This is a genomic window from Candidatus Omnitrophota bacterium, assembly GCA_028716565.1.
Taxonomy (GTDB): domain Bacteria; phylum Omnitrophota; class Gorgyraeia; order Pluralincolimonadales; family Pluralincolimonadaceae; genus Pluralincolimonas.
Window position 1 is genome coordinate 13,211 of the sequence record JAQUPL010000007.1, and the last position, 20,858, is coordinate 34,068.

The following is a 20,858-nucleotide window of genomic DNA, read 5'->3' on the forward strand; positions in this document are numbered from 1 at the left end:
GGGCCGAAGTGGCGGAACTGGCATACGCGCTGCGTTCAGGGCGCAGTGACCGTAAGGTCTTGAGAGTTCAAATCTCTCCTTCGGCACCATTTGATCTAACCTGAATGAAAGGAGGCATGGAGATGGCGATAGCGGCGAAGTTAAAGAAATACCTGGACTCGAACAAGGTCAAATACAAGGCGCTAAAGCACAAACTCGCCTACACCGCCCAGGAGATAGCGGCCGCGCAGGAAGTGCCGGGCAAACAGGTCGTAAAATCGGTTCTGGTAAAAGCCGGCGACAGGTTCGTCCTCGCTGTCCTGCCCGCGATACACCTCATCGACGCGAAGAAGCTCAAGGCCGTCCTGAAGTGCAAGTCCATAAAGATCGCCACTGAAAAGGATATCAAGAAGGTCATCCCGGATTACAAGCCCGGCGCGATGCCGCCGTTCGGGAACCTCTTCGGCCTCGAGACCTGCGCAGACAAGATGCTTAAGGAAGATGTAGAGATCGTATTTAACGGCGGGACTCACACCGATACGGTGAAGATGAAATACGCGGATTTTGAAAAACTGGCGAAACCGAAGATCTCGGATTTCGGCAAACACGTCTAGATAATCTCGGTGACAGTATACTTATTTCCCGGACAATAATTAAGTATACTGTCACCATAATTATTTCAGAAACCCAGATTCCTGTCCAAGCTCCTGTAATTTATCGCCTCGGAGATGTGTTCTGCAGATATTGTCTCTGCTCCCGCGAGGTCGGCTACCGTCCTCGCAATCTTGAGCACCTTATCATAGCCCCTCGCGCTCAGGCCTAGCTCCAGGATCGCCAGTTTCAAAAGTTCGGCCGCTTCTTTATCTATGCGGCAGAATTGCTCGAGGTATTTCGGGGAGAGATGGGCATTACAGAATATACTCAGCCCTTTGTACCTTTCCCCCTGCATCTTCCTCGCCTTATCCACCCTTTCTTTTATATCCGCCGAACTTTCTCCCCTGCTCTTGTTGGAGAGCTCCTTATACCTCAATGACGGGACTTCGAGATGTATATCTATCCTGTCCAATAGCGGGCCCGAGACTTTAGAAAGGTAACGTTGGATCGCCGGCGGCGCGCAGTGGCATTCCTTCTTCGGGTCGGTAAAATATCCGCACGGGCACCCGTGTCGCTTGAATCCACACACAAGCCTGAATCTTGAGCACGGCTGATGATTTTAGGCGGAATTTGAATAGAATAATCGACGAAATGCTTATCAATTTTGATTTCAGAGAGCAGATTGCGAAGCAATTCCTTCCTGTCTGGCATATCTAGCTCATCAAACACCTCTTTCATATCCTGACAAAGCCCAATGGTCGAATCTATATCATAATAATCAATATCGAGACTAGTAGGCTTGTCCCTCAATACTCCCAGCCTTTTGGCTATACCCGCTTCTTCAACGTCAACTAATTGCTTCCTCTCAAGGAACTCTGACTTGGTTATATTGCCACTTTCATAAAGCTCAAAAATCCTTTGCCTTTTTGCCATAGCTTTGTCCAACTGCGCCTGTAAGACTCTTACTTGCTCCCTTGTAGCTTCCGCTCCTTTATCATTCGAGATTACTGTCTCTTCCAAGGATTTCTTCACACGGTTAGAATCAATCGAGAGATTCTTAAGATTTCCGGTTATCAAGCTCTCAAGGCTATCTGCCCTTATGGAGCTTCCGCTGCATTGGGCATTGCCTTTCTGTGTGTGACCTGAGCATTTATAATAAGCGTATTTTGCCCCGTTAGGTTTGGTATACAGCATTCCGTGCATCCGGACTCCGCACCTGCTGCAGTAAACTAATCCAGTCAAGAGGTACTTTGCATTCGCCTTGGGCGCTATCTTAGACTGCTGCCTAACGATATCTCGTACCTTGTCAAATAGTTCCCGTGTTATCAAAGGCTGGTGTGCTCCCGCCCCCCTTATGTATCTTTCCACAGGGTTGTGTCTCAATTCGCCCCTGTAAGTGTGGCTCCTCTTGTTATAAACCACTTCGCCGTAGTAACAGGGATTCGTCAAAATCCTCCTGACGGAAGTCGGGGCCCACATTCCGCCTTTCCTTGTCTTAATCCCATCTTCGTTTAGCTTATGCGTGACATACAGGATTGACCTGTGCTCAAGATAAAAACTGAAAATTTCCCTAACTATGTCGGCCTCCAAAGAATTCACCCTAAGAGACTTGTTCTCGGACAAAAAACCGTATGGGGCAATGCCGCCGTTATACTTTCCCTGCTCTGCCCTTGAACACATCACATCCTTGACTCGTTCTGCCGTGGTTTCCCTCTCGAACTGGGAAAAAGCGGCCCTCATTGTGGAAAACACCCTCCCTGCTGGGGTGGAAGTGTCTATGTTGCCTTCCAAGCAGACGAACATTACGTTCTTTCTTTCAAAATTCTCAGTTGTATCCAGAAAGTCTTTCGTGTTCCTAAAGAGACGGTCTAACTTGGTACAAAGGATTACGTCAAGCCTACCTGCTTCGATATCATCCATCATCCTGATGAACTCTGGCCTATTGGTGTTCTTTGCGGAGATTCCAGCATCCTTATACATAGCCACAACAGACCAGTCTTCTTTCGAGGTGACATAGGCTTCCAAACGCTTAAGTTGCACATCTAGCGACTCGCCCCGCTCCCTCTGCATATCAGTCGAAACCCTGATATATAAGCCACATCTCATCATTTTCTCTTTATCCCTATCAGTTTCTTAATGTGGTAAGCCTGAATTTTGTTTGGCTTTTGATGCCCATTAAACCATCGGTTAACCGTGACGAAACCGACACCCAATATTTCCGCCAGTTTTTCTTGGGTTATTCTCCGCTCCAACCTATATTCTTCCAGCTTTTTTATTAAGTCCATATATACTATTATATCGTTTTATATCTACTTGTCAAGTCATTTTAAACAGGCCCAGGATTTCGCCTATTATGCTATACAAGAGCCTCTGCTTCTTCTTTTGGTTTGCCTTAAGAATAAACCGAATCAATGCTTTTTCTTGGAATTCGGGTTCATTATGGTCTTTTATCGGAGCTTCCATCTTGGGCCCTTAATGACCTTGTCTTAATCTCATTTGCTAATCTTCCGAAAATATTCTTGCGAATTTGCGCATCTTTAACCTCGAATTTTATTATCTCGATGAGATTAATTATATTCTGTCTCATATCCTTGGCTTTGGCTTCAATATCCACCCCTCCCGAAAACACTAATTTAAGCGCATCTTCTCCGGCAAGTCCAAACCTATCCCAAATCTCAAGCATCGTAAGGAGCTGCTGCTTAAAAATAACGAGGTACCGCTGCTGTGTGCCGTGAATTGCTAGAAGATTCCTTGACAATCCGGTTACCTCTGAAATACTGGCCGGCTTTGTATCTGAACCTGCCCTATTCGACTCTTGCACTTGCCTTAATATGGCTATTGATGTGGCCGAGAGTTTTTCAAGCTCATTGTATTTTCTCCAGGCTTCCTCTATTTGTAAATCCAGCTGCATAGTCAGCATTATCATATGGTTAATAATTTTATTATTGATTCTGAGGTCTTTTTTGATTTCATTTAAGACATCTTCTTTGGCCGCATTAACATAATTATAGACCTGGCTTTTATGGCAGCCTAAAGACCGAGCTATTTCCTCCACGCCCCTGCGTAGGATACAATACTGCCTGACTGCCTCTTTCTTTCGTTCCTGCCTAGTCAATTTATTTCCAATGTTTTCCATTTTTCATCTCCGCTTTAATATTGACCGCCGATATCGCCTTCTTGACACCCCTTTTTCCGCCGGAGTCCCAAGATACTATCTATATATAATTAGATATATAGTTATATATCTCAGTCTCTAGCCTTACTCTTTATTCCTACCAGCATATCTCTATTAATAAAGCTAAGCTCCTGTATGCTGTATAGGCCATCGTTGAGAGAGTAAGAGCTCAGAGCGATAGAAATAAACAGGAGCTCAGCCATTATTCGGCCTTCCTAACGAAATATTCGGTCTTACTCTTTTCACCCGTCCTTTTTATGCAAATGAATTCCCCGTCTGATATCTTGGCCATCTGTTTTGCTAAGGACCTTGAGCTTCTATCCCAGTATTGCTCAACGCCGTTTACTTCCAAATGATATCTGATAAGAATTGTCTTTCCGCCGTCAAAGTTATTAGGCACTTCTTCGGCATAAAGATACTTCACTTTCATTTCTTCCCCATCCGGCAAATCAAAATATTTTGACTTCGATGAGGCAAATCTTTTAAGTACTTCACTGCTGTTACCCATCTGTCACCTCTTCTTTCTTTTTCTTTACTTTTTCAATTAATTTTAAATAGGTTGCTGTAACCTGTTTTTCAATATCCTCCGCCACTTGGGAATTTATGGGATGGAAACAGTTTACTCTAAGACCGTTCTTCAAAATCTTGATTGGATAAGAAAGCCTGAAGCCTTTCCCGCTTAGGAGAGAATACAGCGCAATATCGCCGACATAGAAAGATTTATTTATGACGAAACTGACGAAGGCGAGTAAACCATTTCGGGGTTTAATTGGGATGATTTCTATTTCAGAGAGAATAATTTCCATTTTCTTGATTGACTCTTTCATTATCTTCAAATTAATAGTTGTATAGAACAAAAAACGACATCCCGATAACCTTGTGGTTACCAGAATGTCGCCAAATTTTCCCGTGTTTAGGCGGGTTTGTAATTACTGCTTTCGCAACGACGACTAATAAATTTTCAAAGACAGTTTTAGTTTATCACATTCTGATATTATGTCAAGTAGTATTTTCATAACCCTTTGTTGTGCCTAGTGTTATATATTATAATATATTATATTAGGTTTGTTGATAACTTCAGAAGCCGGAAACACCCTTTAATTTTGCCCCTGTCACATCTGCTGTTCCTGACATAAGAGGCACGGCCTGAAACTTCCATATGCTATTAGGTTCAAGATTATTTATACTATCTAATGCTGTGCCAACGTGGTTGCCGTCTTTATCATAAAGATTGAATTCTATTTGCACGTAAGAGTATCGCTTATTTGAATTATTTTTGACCTTGCCTGCTATGTTTTTATTTCCTACTGTGTAAGTCTTTCCACCGACACTTGCTTTATATGTAACCCAATCCCAATCCAGCACGGTAAAAGAATCGGTTTTGGGCATTGCTGGAACCACGCTTTGTTTAACGCTTGGGATAGGTTGATGTTCTATCCTGTAGTAACCTATAAGACACATTATTACAAAAATCGCTATTGCTATGCCTACCCCTCCGGCAATCCTGAAAATGCTTTTCTTGTCGAAGCCGGATACCTTATCGAGTTCTTTACCGCTTCTCATTAAGTTCCCATATGATTTTAACCCAAAGGGCCCTTTTTGTTGCGATTGACCTGCCTGATGTTTCATACTGTTTTTCCGCCTTATATCCATAATAATGCCGATAATCATCCCGATTAAAGCAAATCCCCAGAAAGGCAGGCTAAATACTGACTGGAAAACAGATTCAGTTGGGAATAAAAAATTAAATAACAAGATGCCACCTATAAACCCTAATAGGCTATAAAAAGGAAAAAGCCCCCCTGTCTTGCCACAGTGAGGACAGGTAGTCGCATCTATACTCATCATTTTCTTACAGGAAAGGCACTGGATATATACCGCTCCCTTTTGGCCGTCATCAAATACCTCTCTGATTGTTTTTATCTGTATAGGATTTTTAGAAGCCAGTATTTCTGCCGCCTCTTCAACATTCTTGGCCTCTACGGTATCGGCGAAGCTTCCTTTCCAAGTCACCCATTCGCACTCATACTTCTTTGAGCCTGTTTTAGCCCCTTGTTTATCAAGCATTTCTCCGCAATGCTTGCACTTAATAGCATCGTCTTGTATTTCTTCGGCACAGTAAGGACATTTTTTCATTTTAGCCCCCTTTTTCGTAAAATGAAGTATCTGTATAGATTGTATCACCCACTATCGTGGGTGTCAAGGTAAGGATACTTATGGGAGAATTAAGGCGTGGAAAACATTAATATAAGATTCGGAAATAGGCTGAGGCAACTACGGAAGAGGAAGAAACTGACTCAGGAAAAACTTGCCGGTGCGACTGGTCTAGAATACAAATACATCCAGAGACTGGAAGGCAAGAAACCGTCGTCTCCTACCTTAAATACGTTAGAAAAACTCGCCAAAGCCTTTAACATCAGCGTATCTAAACTATTAAACTTCAAATAAGATTAGAGAACGCTTGCTTTTATTCTGTTGACTAATTTAATATGCAAATCTTCAGCATCTTTCCATAAAATATGGTTATATTGCCGAGTGTCAAAATGTAACTCATCCTTTTCGCTATCCTTACAAATCCAAATTACTTTAATTCCTAATCCTAATGCAAAACCTGCTTCAAAATAAACATTCTGTCGTTGCCCAGTAAAATCGGCTATTAGCAATCGTGATGTTTTAATTTCAGCAATAATTTCATCGCAAATTTTCTCATTATGCTCTATTAAATCAATCCTTACGGCACTCAAGCCACAATCTTCGCAAGCCTTTGCTATCGCCGCTTTGAAAATATCTTTCAAAGCGGCATCTTTAAAACTCATTGCTATAAAAACCTTTCTACTATGAATATTTGGTTCTTTAATATGCTCGTATTCTTGCCAACCCCTGACTGTCAATCGTATTATGGAATATTGTCTACCAGCAGTAGTAAAATCTACGAAACCATTGTCTTTAAGATAGATAGCCAGGTTTTTTAATTCCTCTGGGTTTTTACAGAAAAATTTCGTGAATTCAGTAGAATACTCTACTGTGAATTCTTGTCCAATATAGTCTGAACGCCGTGCAAAATAAGATATAAGCATATCAAGTTTATCTTTAACTGCCAACCTCTTGTAATAAGCCACTTTCTCTGGAATTTGCATTATATCAGAAGACAGTAATCGCAAGATAATTCCTTGTTCGGCATTCTCTCTTATATATCCTGAAAATAGAATTTTATCTTCCTTAGATATGCTATCAATTATCTTATCGGATAATGCCTCATATGAAACAATATAACTCACGCATAAAGGACAAGTAATCCTTTTGGCTTGACGCTCTGGCATATCGGTTATTTCTTTGGGTTGGCTACCACATATTATACAGACTTCTTCTTGCATATAGCCCCCTACTATATAATAAGTTGTCCCGCCTTTACAGGTGTAGGCTCATATTCAAAGAATACTTCTAACGGCTTGTCTTTTGGATTTATTTTCTTCATATTGCTATTCTGTTGAATTAACATCACACCTATCTATTATCCGCAATAAATAATTAGCGAAGAGTATAATCTCTGCCGCTTCATTTGGGTCACTTAAATTAACCTTGCGATGGCTTGATGGATTTTTAAACAACCCTATGCTACCAGCAAAGAGGTCAGAAGTCGCTTGTCGTTCTGCAGGAAGAGAGTCCACATCTGTCAGCCTGCCGTTGTCTGGATTGAACGCTGTTCTCATTAAGTTGACGCCTAATAAATCATCTGGTAAGCCCGCTTTTTCTCTCACCCTCACTTCAACTTCCTTATAGGCTCTAAAGACCGCCGTGTCATAGTCGCCTCGTATAAATAAGTTATAAACATTGTCAAAAAGATTACCATCTAATGCCTCTTTATGGAGTAAGTAATTTTTTTTGTAAGTGTCTAAGTCGACCTTTTTGCGATACTTGAAACCTTTCTTGGTTACATATCGCCAATCACTGCCTGACATATTCGGGGTAGGGGCAATCATTCCCTCTTTTTCAAGCCAACACCACGCTTCCATAATCGCTTTTCCGACTTCATTTGTTTTGTCACCAGCATATCTTGAAATGTTTTCATTTAGCGTAAAATTATGTCTATTCAGATGTCCTCTTTGCTGTTCCACGCTACCACAAAGGTAGTCCAATAGAAAAGCGGCGATTTCTTCTGGTTCAAGAAGCAACAACTCATCTGGAGGAAGTAATACGTCTTTAAGTTCGCTTGACATTCTAAACCTCACCCTTTTTCATAAATCACAATATTGCCGACGTCCAATCCCTTTTTAACGGTAGGGGTTTCTTCCGCATCATACCATTCCAAATCTACTTGATAATTCAACAGTTCGGTCAATTGCCCTTGCAACTTACTTCCTTGAGAGCACCAATAGCCAAATGCAGTATCCCCTTCTTTATCCTCTATTTCGATGGCTATATCAATATCGCTTGGACACCCGATTCTTCCTGCTGCGTAAGAACCGAACAGATAAATTCTTGTAATGCGTGGGTGACGAGTAACCCACTCTAAAAGTATTTTTTTTACTGAATCAATATCTGGAATTTTAATTATATTCATCTGTCCCGACGCTTGGCTAACTATTTAATATCGGCTTCAATACAGAAATGGCGAGTCCTTTAGTTTTAGTATAGAACACCTCCTCCGAAAATTGCTATAAATAATATGCCGAAGAAAAAAGACCATTGGTGTATTGGAAGGATAACTACTATGACATCATTTATTATCTTAAATCTCTTATTTGCTTTTTTAATTACACAATCATCGTGTTTCAATATGTCCTTAACTTTAGTCTTTTTCCCTCCCCTTTCTATCTCCTCTTCGGGATTGTTATTGCTTAGACCGCTAATTTCACTTTTTGCTCTTAAATCTATTAGTTCATAATACAGGGCATCGATTCGTAATCTCACAAATATAACTCCAGTAATAATATTGAGGACTAAAAAGCCTAATCCATAAATTAATATGGAATTCAAATATTGGGGCGTTTCAGGCTTTATGAATCTAACTGAAAAAACAATTGCTCCTGTAGATAAGCCTATCATCCATTTAGATAAATTTATATATTCTCTATTGGTTTCTTCGACAAGTCTATTTTCTATATTATCTTCGTTATTCATCGACTACTCCTTCTGCTATTTTCTTTCCACCCTTTAACCCTACCGTCCTTCATATAAAAAGTAATCGTGTCTCCCCGCTCTTTGGACGTCCAATTGCTGAAGGTAATCCATTCGTCTGTGCCTTCTTTGTGGTAGCCCATCTGGAGGTATTCGGTATAGCCAGCCTTCGCCAAGTCCTCTTTGGGCATACCGACATAGACCACACCATATTCGGGCAGCTTCTCGGCTCTTTTGAGATATTCTGGGTCATACTCCCTGCTAGAGCAACCAAATATAATAAATATTAGCACGACTGGAATCAGATATTTCATATGCGTTTCTTTTTAGGTTGCCCGCCGTCAATCGAGTCAGTCAATGCCTTCAACTTGACTTGAAGGTGTTCGGGATTGCAACAGATTGCCTTTTTCAGGGTTCTGTGGGACAGGAAATAGCAGATTCTTCCGTTTTTTCTACCCCAGCCAACCAGTATCCTTTTAGATTCGCCTATTTTCACAATACTCTCCTTTTTAAAAACTCTCGGTCGTTTATTTTAGAAATTTTCTTTGCTTTATTAATTGCTCTTCTTCTACTGTCCAGTTAGGTTCATAAACGTTTGGAATATCGAAATCTGTGTCCCTATCCCAGTCACCCTTCATCTCAAGTTTAATTATCTGAAAGGCTATTATAGACACCTGGTCTTCTTTACCATCAGGCAAAGGAATCTTCTGAATCGTTGGGGTTCCGATAGATGCATATTTTGATGTGAAACTATACCAATAAGTTTTAGTGGTTGCATTTTCTTTTTCTCTATAACCCTCGTAAGCAATAACTACGTTGAAATAAATTCGTTCTGCCACAGATGAACAATCAGCACCATAATTAAACTTTAAGTTTTCTTGCTTTGGAAATACGATAGTCGGATAGGGGTAAGAACCCAGATTGTCAATAAAATACTTCGGAGTATCAAGATTCCTTTTATCGGCACTGGTAGTTACAAAATATGAAACCTTGGTAACAACTGCTGGTATGATTCCCTCGTTCTTAAATTTAACTTCGGCTATAACCATATAATAAGTTGAAATTTTGCCTGTTTTGGTATCAACCTCTATGCGTGGTTTAATGGAGACATTTTCAATCTCAACATATATATATGGTCTCTTACCAAGACTTAACTCTTTTATCTGAATGTCTACGCTGTCTTTTTGTGCCAAAACCGAGTTTCTTAATATCCGTGCCTGCCAAAACATAAATCCTGCCATCAAGAATGTTGCGATAGCAAGAAATAGTGTAACTACGGTAAGGGCAAATTGAACTTGAAGATGTTTCTCATCTACCCATTTAAGGAATGTTTTCCAAATGTTCAAGTTATGCTCCATAAATAAAAAAAGCGTTATCCTACACTTCAAGCCTGACGCTTGCGACTTTTTGAGCAAATTTCCACAACGTCTTTTTCCTTCGCTTACTTAGACTTTTTAATCTTTTGAACTATTGCAGTATTTTTCTGGCTTTTGGCTCTTGCTACTGACATAAACTTTCCTGTTATAGCACTTCTACCGATTTTAAATGTCTTGCCCATTCATTACCTCCTTTTGTAATGTTGCCTAATTCATATTCCTGGATTAGTAAGTCTGTAGTTTGATAGTAATCAAAATAGCAATAATAAAAACTGTCATTGATGCAACAAATAAAACAATAAATGTCCAATAAAGTCGTTCAGCCCATATTCCCCATCTGCTATTCCTAAAGTCGTAATTTTTAATTTTCCCGTCTATCACAAGCTCATAATGCTTGGAGGAGCAGATGCTACTAACAAGATGAACACCTATTGTCAAGATAAACCCTAAAAGTGTTATTAAATACCAACTTTGAATTCCATATTTATCACATATGATAAAAATTGATGCGAGAACGGTCAAGGAGAGGGTTATTACCCTATTGCTTATTTCTGAATTTATTTTCTTATATTCTTCAATTAACTGATTACTCAACGTGCCCTCCTCGGGGGTCTGGGTGCTGTAAATTTACCTCCCCTGCTGCTACGCCCAGACATTTTCCCACGACATTGCCCAGTTTGTTTATCAATGTAGTATAAATAACCTTTTCGACGTTTAATCTCTTTCTTCATTATCTTTTTCTTCATACTATCTCTCCCTCAATGCCCACTATGCATCCTTATTCAATTCCTTTTTATGTTCTATAATATTATCGAGTTTGTTACTAATGTCGTTGAGGTATTTATTTGTAGAGTCGACATTGTTAACGAGTTTTTCTATATTAAGCCCGATTAGTATTAGGGCTACAATTGCAATCACTCCTATAGCAATCATATTCACCTCATTTCTTCAATACAGTTTTAATGCCCAAGCAACTATTAATTGTTTTTTATTCATTTGTCTACTTCTTGCCCACAATTAGAGCAAGCATCCTGAAATACTTTATTTTTCTCATTACAAGAAGGACAAGTCCAATATCCATCCTTAGAAGACACCTTTAGAATTTCATTTTTCTTCAAATTCTCATTAGGTATCATATTAGCTGGAGGTTCTCGTTTATTTATCTTTTTATATTCCTTATACCAAATTATTCCTATCGCTATTGCGAGGATAACTTCGAGAGTATCTGTAAAATCACGAGATATGTCAGGGATGGAGTTAAGAAAACTAAACAATTTTTTGAATAGCACAGCCAATACTATTACGGTTAAAAATTTTATTAAATACATTTTGGTTTCTTTAAGTTTCCTCCAGTTACAATGTTTTCCATAAAGAAATATCCCCATAAAAAATAATACAGCTGATGGGACGCTTCCAAAGTAAATCATTTATTGTCCTCCAGGGTCATCTTTTTACGATAATTATTCAACCTATGTCCAATTACTGCACTCATAATATAAATAGCGGAGACTAGTGATAAAATTCCCACTAATCCTCCTTTTACTGAATTCGGCTCACCGTCCTCATTAGTTCCTAATGTCCAAGACTCGGGAATAAAAAAGAACGCTCTATCCAATCCAATATATAAGATTAACAACAATGAAATACCCGCTCCAATAATAATCGCAAAAGTGATTCTTCCTCGTCCATAACCACACTCGTCATAATCTAACCGCTCGGGCTTGAATATCAAATTCCAAACAAATATAAGAGACGACAGATAGAGAAAAATATAACACACGGTTATAGCGATATTTACAACAAGTTCCATCATCCCTCCCTAAGAAGGTTGTTAAGTTAATTGAGAATTAGTTTTTCTTTTCTGGACGAAGTATGGAATTCAGTTTAACAGCAACCACGAGTCCAATCCAGCCAACGATTGCACACATCCATTGCTTTAGGAAAACTCCCCCGCCTCCCAATAATCCTGTCCCGAGCAAGTAGAGGGAAACAAAAGCAAGACCGCTAATACATATCATTAGATGTAACTCTAGGAGCTCTTTTTTCGTTGGAAGTCTCATCTCTTCACCGATTTAATAAAATAAACAATAAAAATGATGCCCCCAATTAAATCTGCAATCCTCCACGCTTCTTTTCCGAAATAAAACTTCATAAATGGATTAAACAATAAGGCAACAATCCCTAATACCCAAGCCCAGCCAAATTCCTTTTTTTGGTAAGTCAAATATGCCCCATAAGCTCCTACTCCACACACAAAGAACCTCAATAATTGATAATACGAATACGGTAAATCTCCCAATGCTATAAATAACACTATGCCTGCAATTAAAAATATAGGATTTCTTTTCATATAAGCAAACCTCACTTTTTAACTAAATTTTAAATTGGTTTTGCCATTCTCTTGAAATATTCTTTGTTCTTGCCGAAACTATAAACATAGTTATTATGAGTAGGGGTATAATCAATAATTCCCAATCGTTTACTCTGCCTAAAACACCAAGAACGAGGAAAATAATTAAACTAAAGCGTTTATAACCGCAAACCTTAGAACGCTGGTAGCTAACATTAAAAATTGAAAAATATAAAGTGAATTGTATTATTATTAACACCCACACAAACCAAAGTGGAGCAGTAGCACGAATAGCATTTAACCATAACGTTACACCAATATAACCTATAAGAATACTAAGAATGCTAACAACAAACATTCTTCTCTCAATTTTCAAACCTTTTGTTTTAAGAAATTCGCTTAGATTCATTTCCCCTTCAATGTCCTTATCGCCCAAATGACGAAACGAAATACGAGGTAAATAGGATAACCAAAAAAGAACAACATATAGCCTGCATTCGAAGTATTAGCGTTGCTTCCTGGTATGACCTCAGCCGTCATAATAAACGCTGCTAATATAATCCCTATTAATATTAATCCTTCTCTTGCTACGATTTTCTTAATGTTCATTCCTTGCTCCTGTAGTCATTTACCGAGAATTAAATCAGTATCATCTGAGATATAATATAATAACTGCTATCAACAATATAAATACAAGACAGCCCATACAACCACCATCTCCGCTACGATGCAAGCCATTTTCGAGGTCATCTACTTTGCTCTCAAGGCCGTCCACCCTGCTTTCTACGTCATCTATTCTATCTCGTGGCTCATAATAATCAGAATCTTCGGTTTCGTCTTTCATATTATTTCTCCGATTTCTTTTCTTCGTATATTATCCTGCCATCTTCTTAATTAAAAAGGTAACCCCCTATTTAGAGGGTTACCTTACGAATTTAACCTGATTTTGACCTCATAACTGCCCCTTTGCGGTTGGAGTCTCATTATCCTACTAAGAGAGCCTCAATTCAACCCTTTTTTGGCTGTTCTGGGGCATTTGTAAGCACTCTTGGGTCTTTTTAGGGATAGACAATTTAACTTCGTTTTTTGCTTAATTTTAGGGTATAATTTGTGCTTGGATACCTTGTTGAACTTCGCATTCTGTATAAATTACGAAACAAAATTCATTTGATTATTTATTAGTTCATACGTATGATGAATAGGGATGACTCTAATGACAATTTTTTATTATTAAAAGATGGTAAATATGTTTGATTTCTCAATTGATTAAGAGTATGATAAATTCCAGATTAGTGTTTGTTAAGGGAATATACTTAAATGGTAAATAAAACAATATTATTATTGCTATTTATTAGCCTTATCTGTGGTTGTAGCTATGCTAGTAATGCTATCTCAGAAAATCCATCCCCCAATCCTGCAAATAAGAATATTGAGAGCAACAATACGCCTTCGGATATCTCTAACCTTATAGAAGAAAAAATAGATGCGAAAATAGGCAAATTAAAGGATGCATATTTAGAGAATGGCATTTTATCTAATAAACAATATTTAGATAGCTTAGGTAGAATAGAAAATAATGTTGATACGGATTTAGGCCGAATTTGGAAGCTTTTAAGTGCGGTCGGAATAGTAATCGCTATCCTGGGAATATTTGGATTTTCTAACTTAGCAGAATTATATAGGTCAATACATAGAGCTAAAGGCGACCTTGACCAAACAGGTAAATTGTATAAAACTATGGAAAATAAGCTACGTCAACAATCTCAGGAGTTAGAAGAAAGATACGGATACCTCACCGACCCATCATTAACAACAAAAATAGCGCCTACATTATTAGATGAAAATAAATTTCTTAATTACGACCACCAGTTATATTTTATGCCCGTGTTTTTACCTATAACAAAAAATTTTAACTTATATAAAAATTCTTTACTTAAAATTGGTATTTTCTTCTTATGGCAAGGTAATTATGCGAGAGCTATTTTACGCTTTGAAGAAATAGAAAAATTAACAGAGATAGAACACAAAAAATTTATATTAGGTAAAAATATTTTGGGGGATAAAACGGACGTATTTTTAAATGCTTATGGAAATGCTTGTTCATATTATGCTACAGAAAAATGCACTAAAGGCTCATCTGAATGGAATGAATATATAGTTAAAGCTGAGGATTATTACAAAAAATCAATAAAAATTAATAAATTTTTTCAAAAACCATACTATAATCTTGGCTTATTATATGCTGTGGATAAATACAACTTGGATAAAAATAAGGAGAATTGTCAAAAAGCACTTGAATATTATACCCTTGGACTCAAATATACAAAAGAACCAAACGATGTTTATGCTATTAAATGGAATATGGCTTGCAGTAAGGTTAAATTAGAAGCTCCGATTGAAGAAGTTATGGAACTGCTTGAATCTATCCCTGTGAACAACCACTTTTGGCCAAAAATACAAGAAGATTCCGTCTTTAATCCAATAAAAAGCACGCCCGAATGGCGTGCTCTTATAACTAGAAAAACTTCTAATTAACCCCGTTATACGCTTTTTGTATTCTCGCTATACATTTTAATCACCTTCCTGTACTTAAAGTATATCTCAAAAATTAACTAAAATCAATGCCTCTATTGTTTTTTAAGGAAGTGTTTTCTCTATAGACAATTATAGCCTCGGTCAATACCAAGGCTAATTTTTAAGATTTTTAGGATATAAATATAGTTTTTTGGCAAAGCTTGCTTTCCCATAAGTGCTTTCTATTTTACTAACCTTAAGATACTCTGTCAAGCGAAATATCATACGAAACTCCTCTTCCCAATTTTACAATCCCCTTTCTGTCTGCACCTAAAACAGCTCAAACCGACTGTCGTGACAACTAAGACTTTATGCCCAAATACTTTAGTCTGTTTCTATACCTTTTGACTGGCCTTGTCCTATCTTTCTCCCAATTAACAATAGTCATTTCATCTACTCCGAGTCTCTTTGCAAGGTCTACCTGCCTTAACCCCTTCTCGAGCCTACACTTGCGTATCTTTTCTCCGGATGTCTTGTCTGAATGACGAGAAACCCTGAACCAAAGCTTGATAGGCTGTGTGTGGAATGAGTGGTCACGGGCAGGGGTTCATCGCGGCGACGAGCATGAATTTGGCCGGGTAACTGAAATTATACGCGGCCCTCGAAACGGTGATAGTCCCGCCTTCAAGCGGCTGGCGCAAAGCCTCCAAAGCATCGCGATGGAATTCCGGGAGTTCATCCAAAAATAGCACGCCGTTATGCGCGAGGCTTATCTCCCCGGGCTTTAAAACCTTGCCTCCCCCGACAAGGCCGGCATATGAGACCGTATGGTGCGGCATGCGGAACGGGCGCCGCGAGACCAGGAAGTTCCTGCTGTCGAGCAGCCCCGAGACGCTGTGGATCTTTGTCGTCTCGAGCATCTCCCCGAAGGATAGCCCTGGCAATATAGTTACCAGCCGCTGGGCAAGCATCGTCTTGCCGGAGCCGGGCGGGCCGATCATAAGGACGTTGTGGCCGCCGGCAGCCGCTACCTCGAGGCCGCGCTTTACGTGCCATTGCCCTTTTACGTCGCTGAAATCGATATCAGAACCGCCGGACGACGGCTTCGGCACCCCGGCAAGATCGACTTTCAGCGGTTCGATCTTCGCGTTGCCCTTCAGGAAATTCACCACTTCGCCGAGGTCTCTCGCCGGAAAGACCGAGATCCCGCTGACGATGGCCGCCTCCCTGGCGTTCTCCGACGGCAGGATAAAATCATTCCCCCCGTTCTCCGAAATACATATCGCGATAGGCAGGGCGCCGTTTATCGGCCTCAGCCTGCCATCAAGCGATAACTCGCCGCAAAATACTTTTCCGTCCACATGGCCCTGCTCCAGGTCCCCGGCGGAGACGAGCAAGCCCAACGCTATGGCCAGGTCAAAAGAAGCCCCTTCTTTCCGCAGATCCGCCGGCGCCAGGTTTATCGTTATCTTTTTCGGATGCAATTTAAAACCGGAATTTTTTATCGCCGAGATGACCCTGTCCCTGCTTTCCCTGACCGCGGTATCCGGGAGGCCGACTATCGTAAAACCCGGCAGGCCTCCACTGGTATCCACCTCAACATCCACTTTTTTCGCTTCTATCCCCAACACTGTCCTGCTCTCTATTTTCGCAAGCATTTTAGCTCCAGAATGCGTCCTTTATGATTTCAGTATCCTTTATATTGCCCTTTTTGTCGAAGACCACCGAAACACAGTCAAATCTTGAATCATGGTCCGAAAGACCATATTTCATCTGAAAGGCGGCCGCGACCCGCCTAATATGCTGTCTCTTGGTATGGTTTATCGTCTCGTACGGAAGCCCGTACCCGTCATCCGACCTGGAGCGGACCTCTATAAATACAAGCGTCCCCCGGTCCATCGCGATTATATCTATCTCCCCGAACCTGCAGCGGAACTTCCGCGCGATTATGCTGTAGCCTTTTAAGGCGAGGGACCTCGCCGCGTGCGTCTCGCCGAGGTCCCCCAGTTCCTTATTCCCCACTTCCAAAGGCTTCCATCACAACCTTATCGATCTCTTTCTTGGCTTCGTCATTTAACGGGTAGGCCGTAGGGTACCATTTGCCGTCGTTACCGGCCTGCTGGGGGCCGGATACGAATAATCCGTTCTTACCCTCAACCACCCTGAACCCCTTCACCAGAAACTCCTCGCCGATGGCGACGTCCGCGAACGCCTTGAGCGAGCCTTCTCCGTCGAACCTGTACAGCCTCTTTACGCTGAAATTGAGCATCTGCATGCCCTCCTTTCAGCTATATAGACGTAAGTTTTGGGTAAATTCTTTCAATTATTTTTGAAATATTTTCGGAAGGCGGAAAAAGAAGTTACGCTAGAACCTGCAATAAAGCCCCAGGGAGGTGATGGAGCCGGAGTATTTCTGGGTAGGGTTATTAGAGAGGTTTTGCCTGTATGAATAGCTGAGGCCTAAAGTCGCATTCTTGTAAATATCGTAAAAAACCGACGCGGACGAGACCCAGGTCCTGTCTTTCTCCGCGTAAGTGGGATCTCCCGGGATAGTCCTGCCCGAATAATTCCTGAATTGCCTGTAATATGAAAAAGAGGCGCTCATCTTTCCGGTCAGGAGGTATACCATAGAGGAGCCTAACCTCAGGGATTCATAATCGTAATAATCGAGGAAACTGTCGTTGGAGTCGTTGTAGTAATATTCGCCGAAGACCTTGAACATCGTCTTTTTCAAATAGACGCCCAGGTCGTAGTAGACGGTGTTCCTGCTGTCCTGCCTCTTATGGTCGGATATCATGCCCGAGGCGTCGAACGTCCTCATGTCGGAATAATGCCTGTAGAAATACTCATAATTGAACGAATGGAAAAAATTATTCGGCAGCTTCTGTTTCAGCACCAGCCCGACCTTGTCGCCGAGGTAATTGCCGTCGGCGTTCGCCTGGTATTCGACCAATTCGACGTCATTGTAGGCCGTAAGCGTCATGCCGCCCGGGAGTTTCCCGTCGAAACCGAATTTTAAGTCCACATCCGTAAGGTTGGCGTCGGTCTCCTTCCAGTAAGTTATGTTATGCGCCGATATCCCGCCGGTGACATCCCACCTGCCGCTTAACGGATATGAGACGCCGGCGTCGACGATGGCCTCTGAGAACGTGTCCTGGGCCCTGCGCGGGTCAAGGAAGACGTTATTATCGTATCCCTGGATCGCCGCGGCCAGCAATTTCGTCCGGTATCTCTGCCCCTCTTTTACTGCCTCGACCTTCTTGTAGGCCTTCTCTTCCGACTTTCCGAGGTATTTTTCGGTCGTCTGCTCTTCCTTCATGTCAGCCGCATTTACAGGAAAAGGGAATATCAATACTAAAAACAGCGCGAAAAGAAACATTGATAACTTATTCATTATCTCCCTATGCGGCATTATGGATATGTTAATAATGCGGGCCTCCGACTTGACCGCCGCCGCCTCCAACCGTCCCCTCTTGCCGGATCCTGTCGTTTATTATCTTTTTATCTTCCGTTTCCCGGAGGTCCTGCTTAAAATCGTCCCGTTTTTCGGTCGCCGCTTCTAACGCCTGGATATCATTAAATTCGCCGGACCTGTCTATTTCTTTTTCGCCGCCGGGCTGCAGGCGGTCGTTCAGGTCGTCGCGCCATGAGTTCCAGTCCTGCTTGTCCCTATCCGCCAGCTCAATGAGTTCGCCGGGCGCCTGGAACCTGTCTATCATCACCTCCCACCCTTCCCTGACCAGGATCTCTTTTATTAATCTACCGTCCTGGTCGTAAGCCTGGACGAATATCTCATCCTCAAAGGCCTTGACGTTATCCCTTTTTTCGGAAGCGGAGACATCCCATCCGCTTCCCCTTGCCCCGGCGATGATGGTGGGTGTTTTTATCTCAAAGGAAGTCTCTTTATCAAGCTTTTTGACCAGCGAGCGTATCCTGCCCTGGGGCAATTCGATCTGTTTAAGCATCTTTCCGCGCAGGACAAGTGTCGAGCTCTCCTCAAGCCTGACCAGGTTCTTGTTCTCGCTATCAAAAGAGATCTCTATGGCCGCGCCCTTTCCTGTCTTGGCGGTATCGCCGGCGGCTAGAAGCATGTCTTTTTTCGCGGAGACCCATTCGGCCTTGCCGGCCCTCTGGACTTTAGCGTCGCCTTTGGCAAAGATCACCCTCGCTTCCCTTTCCAGCTCCTTGGCGCAAAGGGACAAGGGGCTAAAGAACAGGAAACTGAACAACAAAAAATATACCGGAAATTTAAGCCTCATATCCTTCCTCTTCTGTTATTACTTCTTGGGACCGGACTTTGGCGGGACTTCCTTGCCTTTCATGAGAAGCTTCCAGGGATTCCGCTTCACTTCGTCGCTGAATTCCTTTAAGTTCTCGGAAGAGTCCTTGAGGTTTGCGGATGAATCCTTGAGGTTCATTATCGTAGCCCTAATATCGTCCTTATTTTCTACGAGGACGGTGTCGGCATCGCCCATAAGCTTCTGCAAATCCTGCACCGCGGAATCCACTTTAGCTATGAGCTCTTCCATAACGAACGGGTCGATCCCTGTCAATGTCTTGCCTTTTTCGACGACTGGCGAACCTTTTTTCCCGCCGGTTATCTCGATGTATTTCTCCCCTATCAGCCCGGTCGTGCTTATCATTATCTTTGAATCTTCCCTGACTTTGGTACCGCCGTTGAGGGTGAGCTGGACAAGAACCTTCGTCTCGTCATTATCATAGATATGCGCGACCTTATTCACCTCTCCCACGTTTACGCCCGCAAGTTTTACCGGTGCCTTATCTTCAAGGCCGTTTACGTAATTGAATATGACATTAAGGTCGTAGCCCCCGACAACCTTCTTCCCGCCGCCCATCATCGCGGAGATATACATAAACACTAATACCGCGGCCACGACGACTATGCCTGTCTTTATCTCGTTATTGAATTTAGCCATGTCATTGCTCCTTTATTTTGTCAACTCTTCGAGGTATCCTTCATCAGGCGCAAAGAACTGCATCGGGCCTTCTATGGTCCCGTTTATGAACTGCTGGATATATTCGTTCTTGGAATTCCTTATCTCGTCTTTCGTCCCGATCTGCAGGACCTTGCCTTTATACAGCATCACTATCCTGTCGGCTATCCTGAAGACGGAATTCATGTCATGGGTGACCACGACAGACGTGATAGATAACGCGCCGCCGAGGTCGACTATCAGCTTGTCGACGACCGCGGTAACGACCGGGTCGAGCCCGGCTGACGGCTCATCATAGAATATAATTTCAGGGTCTAATGCTATGGCGCGGGCGAGGCCGACACGCTTCCTCATGCCGCCGGAAAGCTGCGACGGCATAAGATGGCCGAAACCGCGAAGCCCTACCTGGTTCAATTTCATCTTTACCATTATCTTTATGATATGCTCGTCGAGTTTGGTATGCTCCCTGAGCGGGAGGGCAATGTTCTCCTCAACGGTAAGAGAATCGAACAGCGCGGCCGACTGGAAGAGCATGCCGAAACGCTTCTTCAGCCGGTCCATCTGGTTCTCCTTCAGGCGGGTTATATCCTCTCCGAAGAGGTGGATCTTCCCGGAGTCGGGCTTCAACTGCCCTATTATATGGCGCAGCAGGGTAGATTTGCCGCAGCCGGACCCTCCGACGATGACCAAAGTCTCACTTTTACAGACCTCGAGGCTTACGTCGTCCAGGACGCGGCGCCCGTCGAACGCTTTCACGAGGTTCTCGATCTTTATGACTGTTTCCATCTTATCCGCCA

32 protein-coding genes and 1 tRNA gene are annotated in these 20,858 nt (G+C 41.9%); 3 read left to right on the forward strand and 30 right to left on the reverse strand.

Features of this window, described 5'->3' with window-relative positions:
• Window positions 1–2 precede the first annotated feature (2 nt).
• Both PHO67_06945 and PHO67_06950 read left to right on the forward strand, forming a co-directional pair.
• A tRNA-Leu gene (locus PHO67_06945) sits at window positions 3–89 on the forward strand.
• A gap of 33 nt (window positions 90–122) precedes the next feature.
• Window positions 123–593, forward strand: a complete 471-nt coding sequence (locus PHO67_06950; protein ID MDD5546866.1) for a YbaK/EbsC family protein — start codon at window positions 123–125, stop codon at window positions 591–593.
• A gap of 65 nt (window positions 594–658) precedes the next feature.
• Here the strand turns inward: PHO67_06950 and PHO67_06955 are convergent, their stop codons facing one another.
• From PHO67_06955 to PHO67_07060, 22 genes are all read right to left on the reverse strand, one after another.
• Window positions 659–1,045, reverse strand: a complete 387-nt coding sequence (locus PHO67_06955; protein MDD5546867.1) for an ATP-binding protein — start codon at window positions 1,043–1,045, stop codon at window positions 659–661.
• A complete protein-coding gene (locus tag PHO67_06960; GenBank protein MDD5546868.1) occupies window positions 1,033–2,682 on the reverse strand; it encodes a recombinase family protein in 1,650 nt (549 codons plus the stop codon). Before PHO67_06960 ends, PHO67_06955 begins: the two co-directional genes overlap by 13 nt.
• Before the next feature lie 328 nt (window positions 2,683–3,010).
• Window positions 3,011–3,709 (reverse strand): hypothetical protein, encoded by a 699-nt coding sequence (locus PHO67_06965; GenBank protein ID MDD5546869.1) that lies wholly within the window; start codon window positions 3,707–3,709, stop codon window positions 3,011–3,013.
• Between the two features lie 110 nt (window positions 3,710–3,819).
• Window positions 3,820–3,951: a hypothetical protein gene (locus tag PHO67_06970; protein MDD5546870.1), complete on the reverse strand. Its 132-nt coding sequence runs from the start codon at window positions 3,949–3,951 to the stop codon at window positions 3,820–3,822.
• Entirely contained in the window at window positions 3,951–4,256 is a 306-nt protein-coding gene (locus tag PHO67_06975; protein ID MDD5546871.1) for a hypothetical protein, read from the reverse strand. Before PHO67_06975 ends, PHO67_06970 begins: the two co-directional genes overlap by 1 nt.
• Window positions 4,249–4,575: a septation protein SpoVG family protein gene (locus PHO67_06980; GenBank protein ID MDD5546872.1), complete on the reverse strand. Its 327-nt coding sequence runs from the start codon at window positions 4,573–4,575 to the stop codon at window positions 4,249–4,251. The genes PHO67_06975 and PHO67_06980 overlap by 8 nt, the downstream gene beginning before the upstream one ends.
• Before the next feature lie 250 nt (window positions 4,576–4,825).
• On the reverse strand, window positions 4,826–5,884 hold the full coding sequence (locus PHO67_06985) for an FxLYD domain-containing protein (protein MDD5546873.1): 1,059 nt from the start codon (window positions 5,882–5,884) through the stop codon (window positions 4,826–4,828).
• 314 nt (window positions 5,885–6,198) lie between these two features.
• Window positions 6,199–7,122: a hypothetical protein gene (locus PHO67_06990; protein ID MDD5546874.1), complete on the reverse strand. Its 924-nt coding sequence runs from the start codon at window positions 7,120–7,122 to the stop codon at window positions 6,199–6,201.
• Between the two features lie 105 nt (window positions 7,123–7,227).
• Window positions 7,228–7,965, reverse strand: coding sequence for a TIGR02391 family protein (locus PHO67_06995; GenBank protein MDD5546875.1), 738 nt, complete (start codon window positions 7,963–7,965; stop codon window positions 7,228–7,230).
• 8 nt (window positions 7,966–7,973) lie between these two features.
• Window positions 7,974–8,309, reverse strand: a complete 336-nt coding sequence (locus tag PHO67_07000; protein MDD5546876.1) for a nucleotidyltransferase domain-containing protein — start codon at window positions 8,307–8,309, stop codon at window positions 7,974–7,976.
• 65 nt (window positions 8,310–8,374) lie between these two features.
• A complete protein-coding gene (locus PHO67_07005; GenBank protein ID MDD5546877.1) occupies window positions 8,375–8,869 on the reverse strand; it encodes a hypothetical protein in 495 nt (164 codons plus the stop codon).
• On the reverse strand, window positions 8,866–9,180 hold the full coding sequence (locus tag PHO67_07010; GenBank protein ID MDD5546878.1) for a hypothetical protein: 315 nt from the start codon (window positions 9,178–9,180) through the stop codon (window positions 8,866–8,868). The genes PHO67_07005 and PHO67_07010 overlap by 4 nt, the downstream gene beginning before the upstream one ends.
• The gene (locus tag PHO67_07015) at window positions 9,177–9,362 is read right to left on the reverse strand and encodes a hypothetical protein (protein ID MDD5546879.1); all 186 of its coding nucleotides are present in this window, start codon (window positions 9,360–9,362) and stop codon (window positions 9,177–9,179) included. The genes PHO67_07010 and PHO67_07015 overlap by 4 nt, the downstream gene beginning before the upstream one ends.
• Window positions 9,363–9,393: 31 nt before the next feature.
• Entirely contained in the window at window positions 9,394–10,212 is an 819-nt protein-coding gene (locus tag PHO67_07020; GenBank protein MDD5546880.1) for a hypothetical protein, read from the reverse strand.
• Window positions 10,213–10,467: 255 nt separating this feature from the next.
• Window positions 10,468–10,836, reverse strand: a complete 369-nt coding sequence (locus tag PHO67_07025; GenBank protein ID MDD5546881.1) for a hypothetical protein — start codon at window positions 10,834–10,836, stop codon at window positions 10,468–10,470.
• 398 nt (window positions 10,837–11,234) lie between these two features.
• Window positions 11,235–11,669, reverse strand: coding sequence for a hypothetical protein (locus PHO67_07030; GenBank protein ID MDD5546882.1), 435 nt, complete (start codon window positions 11,667–11,669; stop codon window positions 11,235–11,237).
• On the reverse strand, window positions 11,666–12,052 hold the full coding sequence (locus PHO67_07035; protein ID MDD5546883.1) for a hypothetical protein: 387 nt from the start codon (window positions 12,050–12,052) through the stop codon (window positions 11,666–11,668). Before PHO67_07035 ends, PHO67_07030 begins: the two co-directional genes overlap by 4 nt.
• A gap of 37 nt (window positions 12,053–12,089) precedes the next feature.
• Window positions 12,090–12,302 carry a hypothetical protein gene (locus tag PHO67_07040; GenBank protein MDD5546884.1) on the reverse strand — a complete coding sequence of 71 codons (213 nt, stop codon included), beginning with the start codon at window positions 12,300–12,302 and terminating at the stop codon, window positions 12,090–12,092.
• Window positions 12,299–12,592 carry a hypothetical protein gene (locus PHO67_07045; GenBank protein ID MDD5546885.1) on the reverse strand — a complete coding sequence of 98 codons (294 nt, stop codon included), beginning with the start codon at window positions 12,590–12,592 and terminating at the stop codon, window positions 12,299–12,301. The genes PHO67_07040 and PHO67_07045 overlap by 4 nt, the downstream gene beginning before the upstream one ends.
• Window positions 12,593–12,614: 22 nt before the next feature.
• Window positions 12,615–13,001 carry a hypothetical protein gene (locus PHO67_07050; protein MDD5546886.1) on the reverse strand — a complete coding sequence of 129 codons (387 nt, stop codon included), beginning with the start codon at window positions 12,999–13,001 and terminating at the stop codon, window positions 12,615–12,617.
• Window positions 12,998–13,201, reverse strand: coding sequence for a hypothetical protein (locus tag PHO67_07055; GenBank protein ID MDD5546887.1), 204 nt, complete (start codon window positions 13,199–13,201; stop codon window positions 12,998–13,000). Before PHO67_07055 ends, PHO67_07050 begins: the two co-directional genes overlap by 4 nt.
• A 40-nt stretch (window positions 13,202–13,241) precedes the next feature.
• Window positions 13,242–13,436, reverse strand: a complete 195-nt coding sequence (locus PHO67_07060; protein ID MDD5546888.1) for a hypothetical protein — start codon at window positions 13,434–13,436, stop codon at window positions 13,242–13,244.
• 473 nt (window positions 13,437–13,909) lie between these two features.
• Here PHO67_07060 and PHO67_07065 point away from each other — a divergent pair, with 473 nt between their 5' ends.
• Window positions 13,910–15,127 (forward strand): hypothetical protein, encoded by a 1,218-nt coding sequence (locus PHO67_07065; GenBank protein MDD5546889.1) that lies wholly within the window; start codon window positions 13,910–13,912, stop codon window positions 15,125–15,127.
• Window positions 15,128–15,467: 340 nt separating this feature from the next.
• Here the strand turns inward: PHO67_07065 and PHO67_07070 are convergent, their stop codons facing one another.
• The 8 genes from PHO67_07070 to PHO67_07105 form a co-directional block, all read right to left on the reverse strand.
• Window positions 15,468–15,623, reverse strand: a complete 156-nt coding sequence (locus PHO67_07070) for a helix-turn-helix transcriptional regulator (GenBank protein ID MDD5546890.1) — start codon at window positions 15,621–15,623, stop codon at window positions 15,468–15,470.
• Window positions 15,624–15,699: 76 nt separating this feature from the next.
• A complete protein-coding gene (locus tag PHO67_07075) occupies window positions 15,700–16,764 on the reverse strand; it encodes a YifB family Mg chelatase-like AAA ATPase (GenBank protein MDD5546891.1) in 1,065 nt (354 codons plus the stop codon).
• Window position 16,765: 1 nt separating this feature from the next.
• Window positions 16,766–17,128: a YraN family protein gene (locus PHO67_07080; GenBank protein ID MDD5546892.1), complete on the reverse strand. Its 363-nt coding sequence runs from the start codon at window positions 17,126–17,128 to the stop codon at window positions 16,766–16,768.
• Window positions 17,118–17,375 carry a SpoVG family protein gene (locus tag PHO67_07085; GenBank protein MDD5546893.1) on the reverse strand — a complete coding sequence of 86 codons (258 nt, stop codon included), beginning with the start codon at window positions 17,373–17,375 and terminating at the stop codon, window positions 17,118–17,120. The genes PHO67_07080 and PHO67_07085 overlap by 11 nt, the downstream gene beginning before the upstream one ends.
• Window positions 17,376–17,471: 96 nt before the next feature.
• Entirely contained in the window at window positions 17,472–18,500 is a 1,029-nt protein-coding gene (locus PHO67_07090) for a hypothetical protein (protein MDD5546894.1), read from the reverse strand.
• 28 nt (window positions 18,501–18,528) lie between these two features.
• Complete coding sequence (locus PHO67_07095) at window positions 18,529–19,365, reverse strand: FecR family protein (GenBank protein MDD5546895.1); 837 nt, start codon at window positions 19,363–19,365, stop codon at window positions 18,529–18,531.
• Window positions 19,366–19,383: 18 nt separating this feature from the next.
• The gene (locus PHO67_07100; protein MDD5546896.1) at window positions 19,384–20,043 is read right to left on the reverse strand and encodes an MlaD family protein; all 660 of its coding nucleotides are present in this window, start codon (window positions 20,041–20,043) and stop codon (window positions 19,384–19,386) included.
• Window positions 20,044–20,055: 12 nt separating this feature from the next.
• On the reverse strand, window positions 20,056–20,847 hold the full coding sequence (locus tag PHO67_07105) for an ABC transporter ATP-binding protein (protein MDD5546897.1): 792 nt from the start codon (window positions 20,845–20,847) through the stop codon (window positions 20,056–20,058).
• Between the last annotated feature and the right edge of the window lie 11 nt (window positions 20,848–20,858).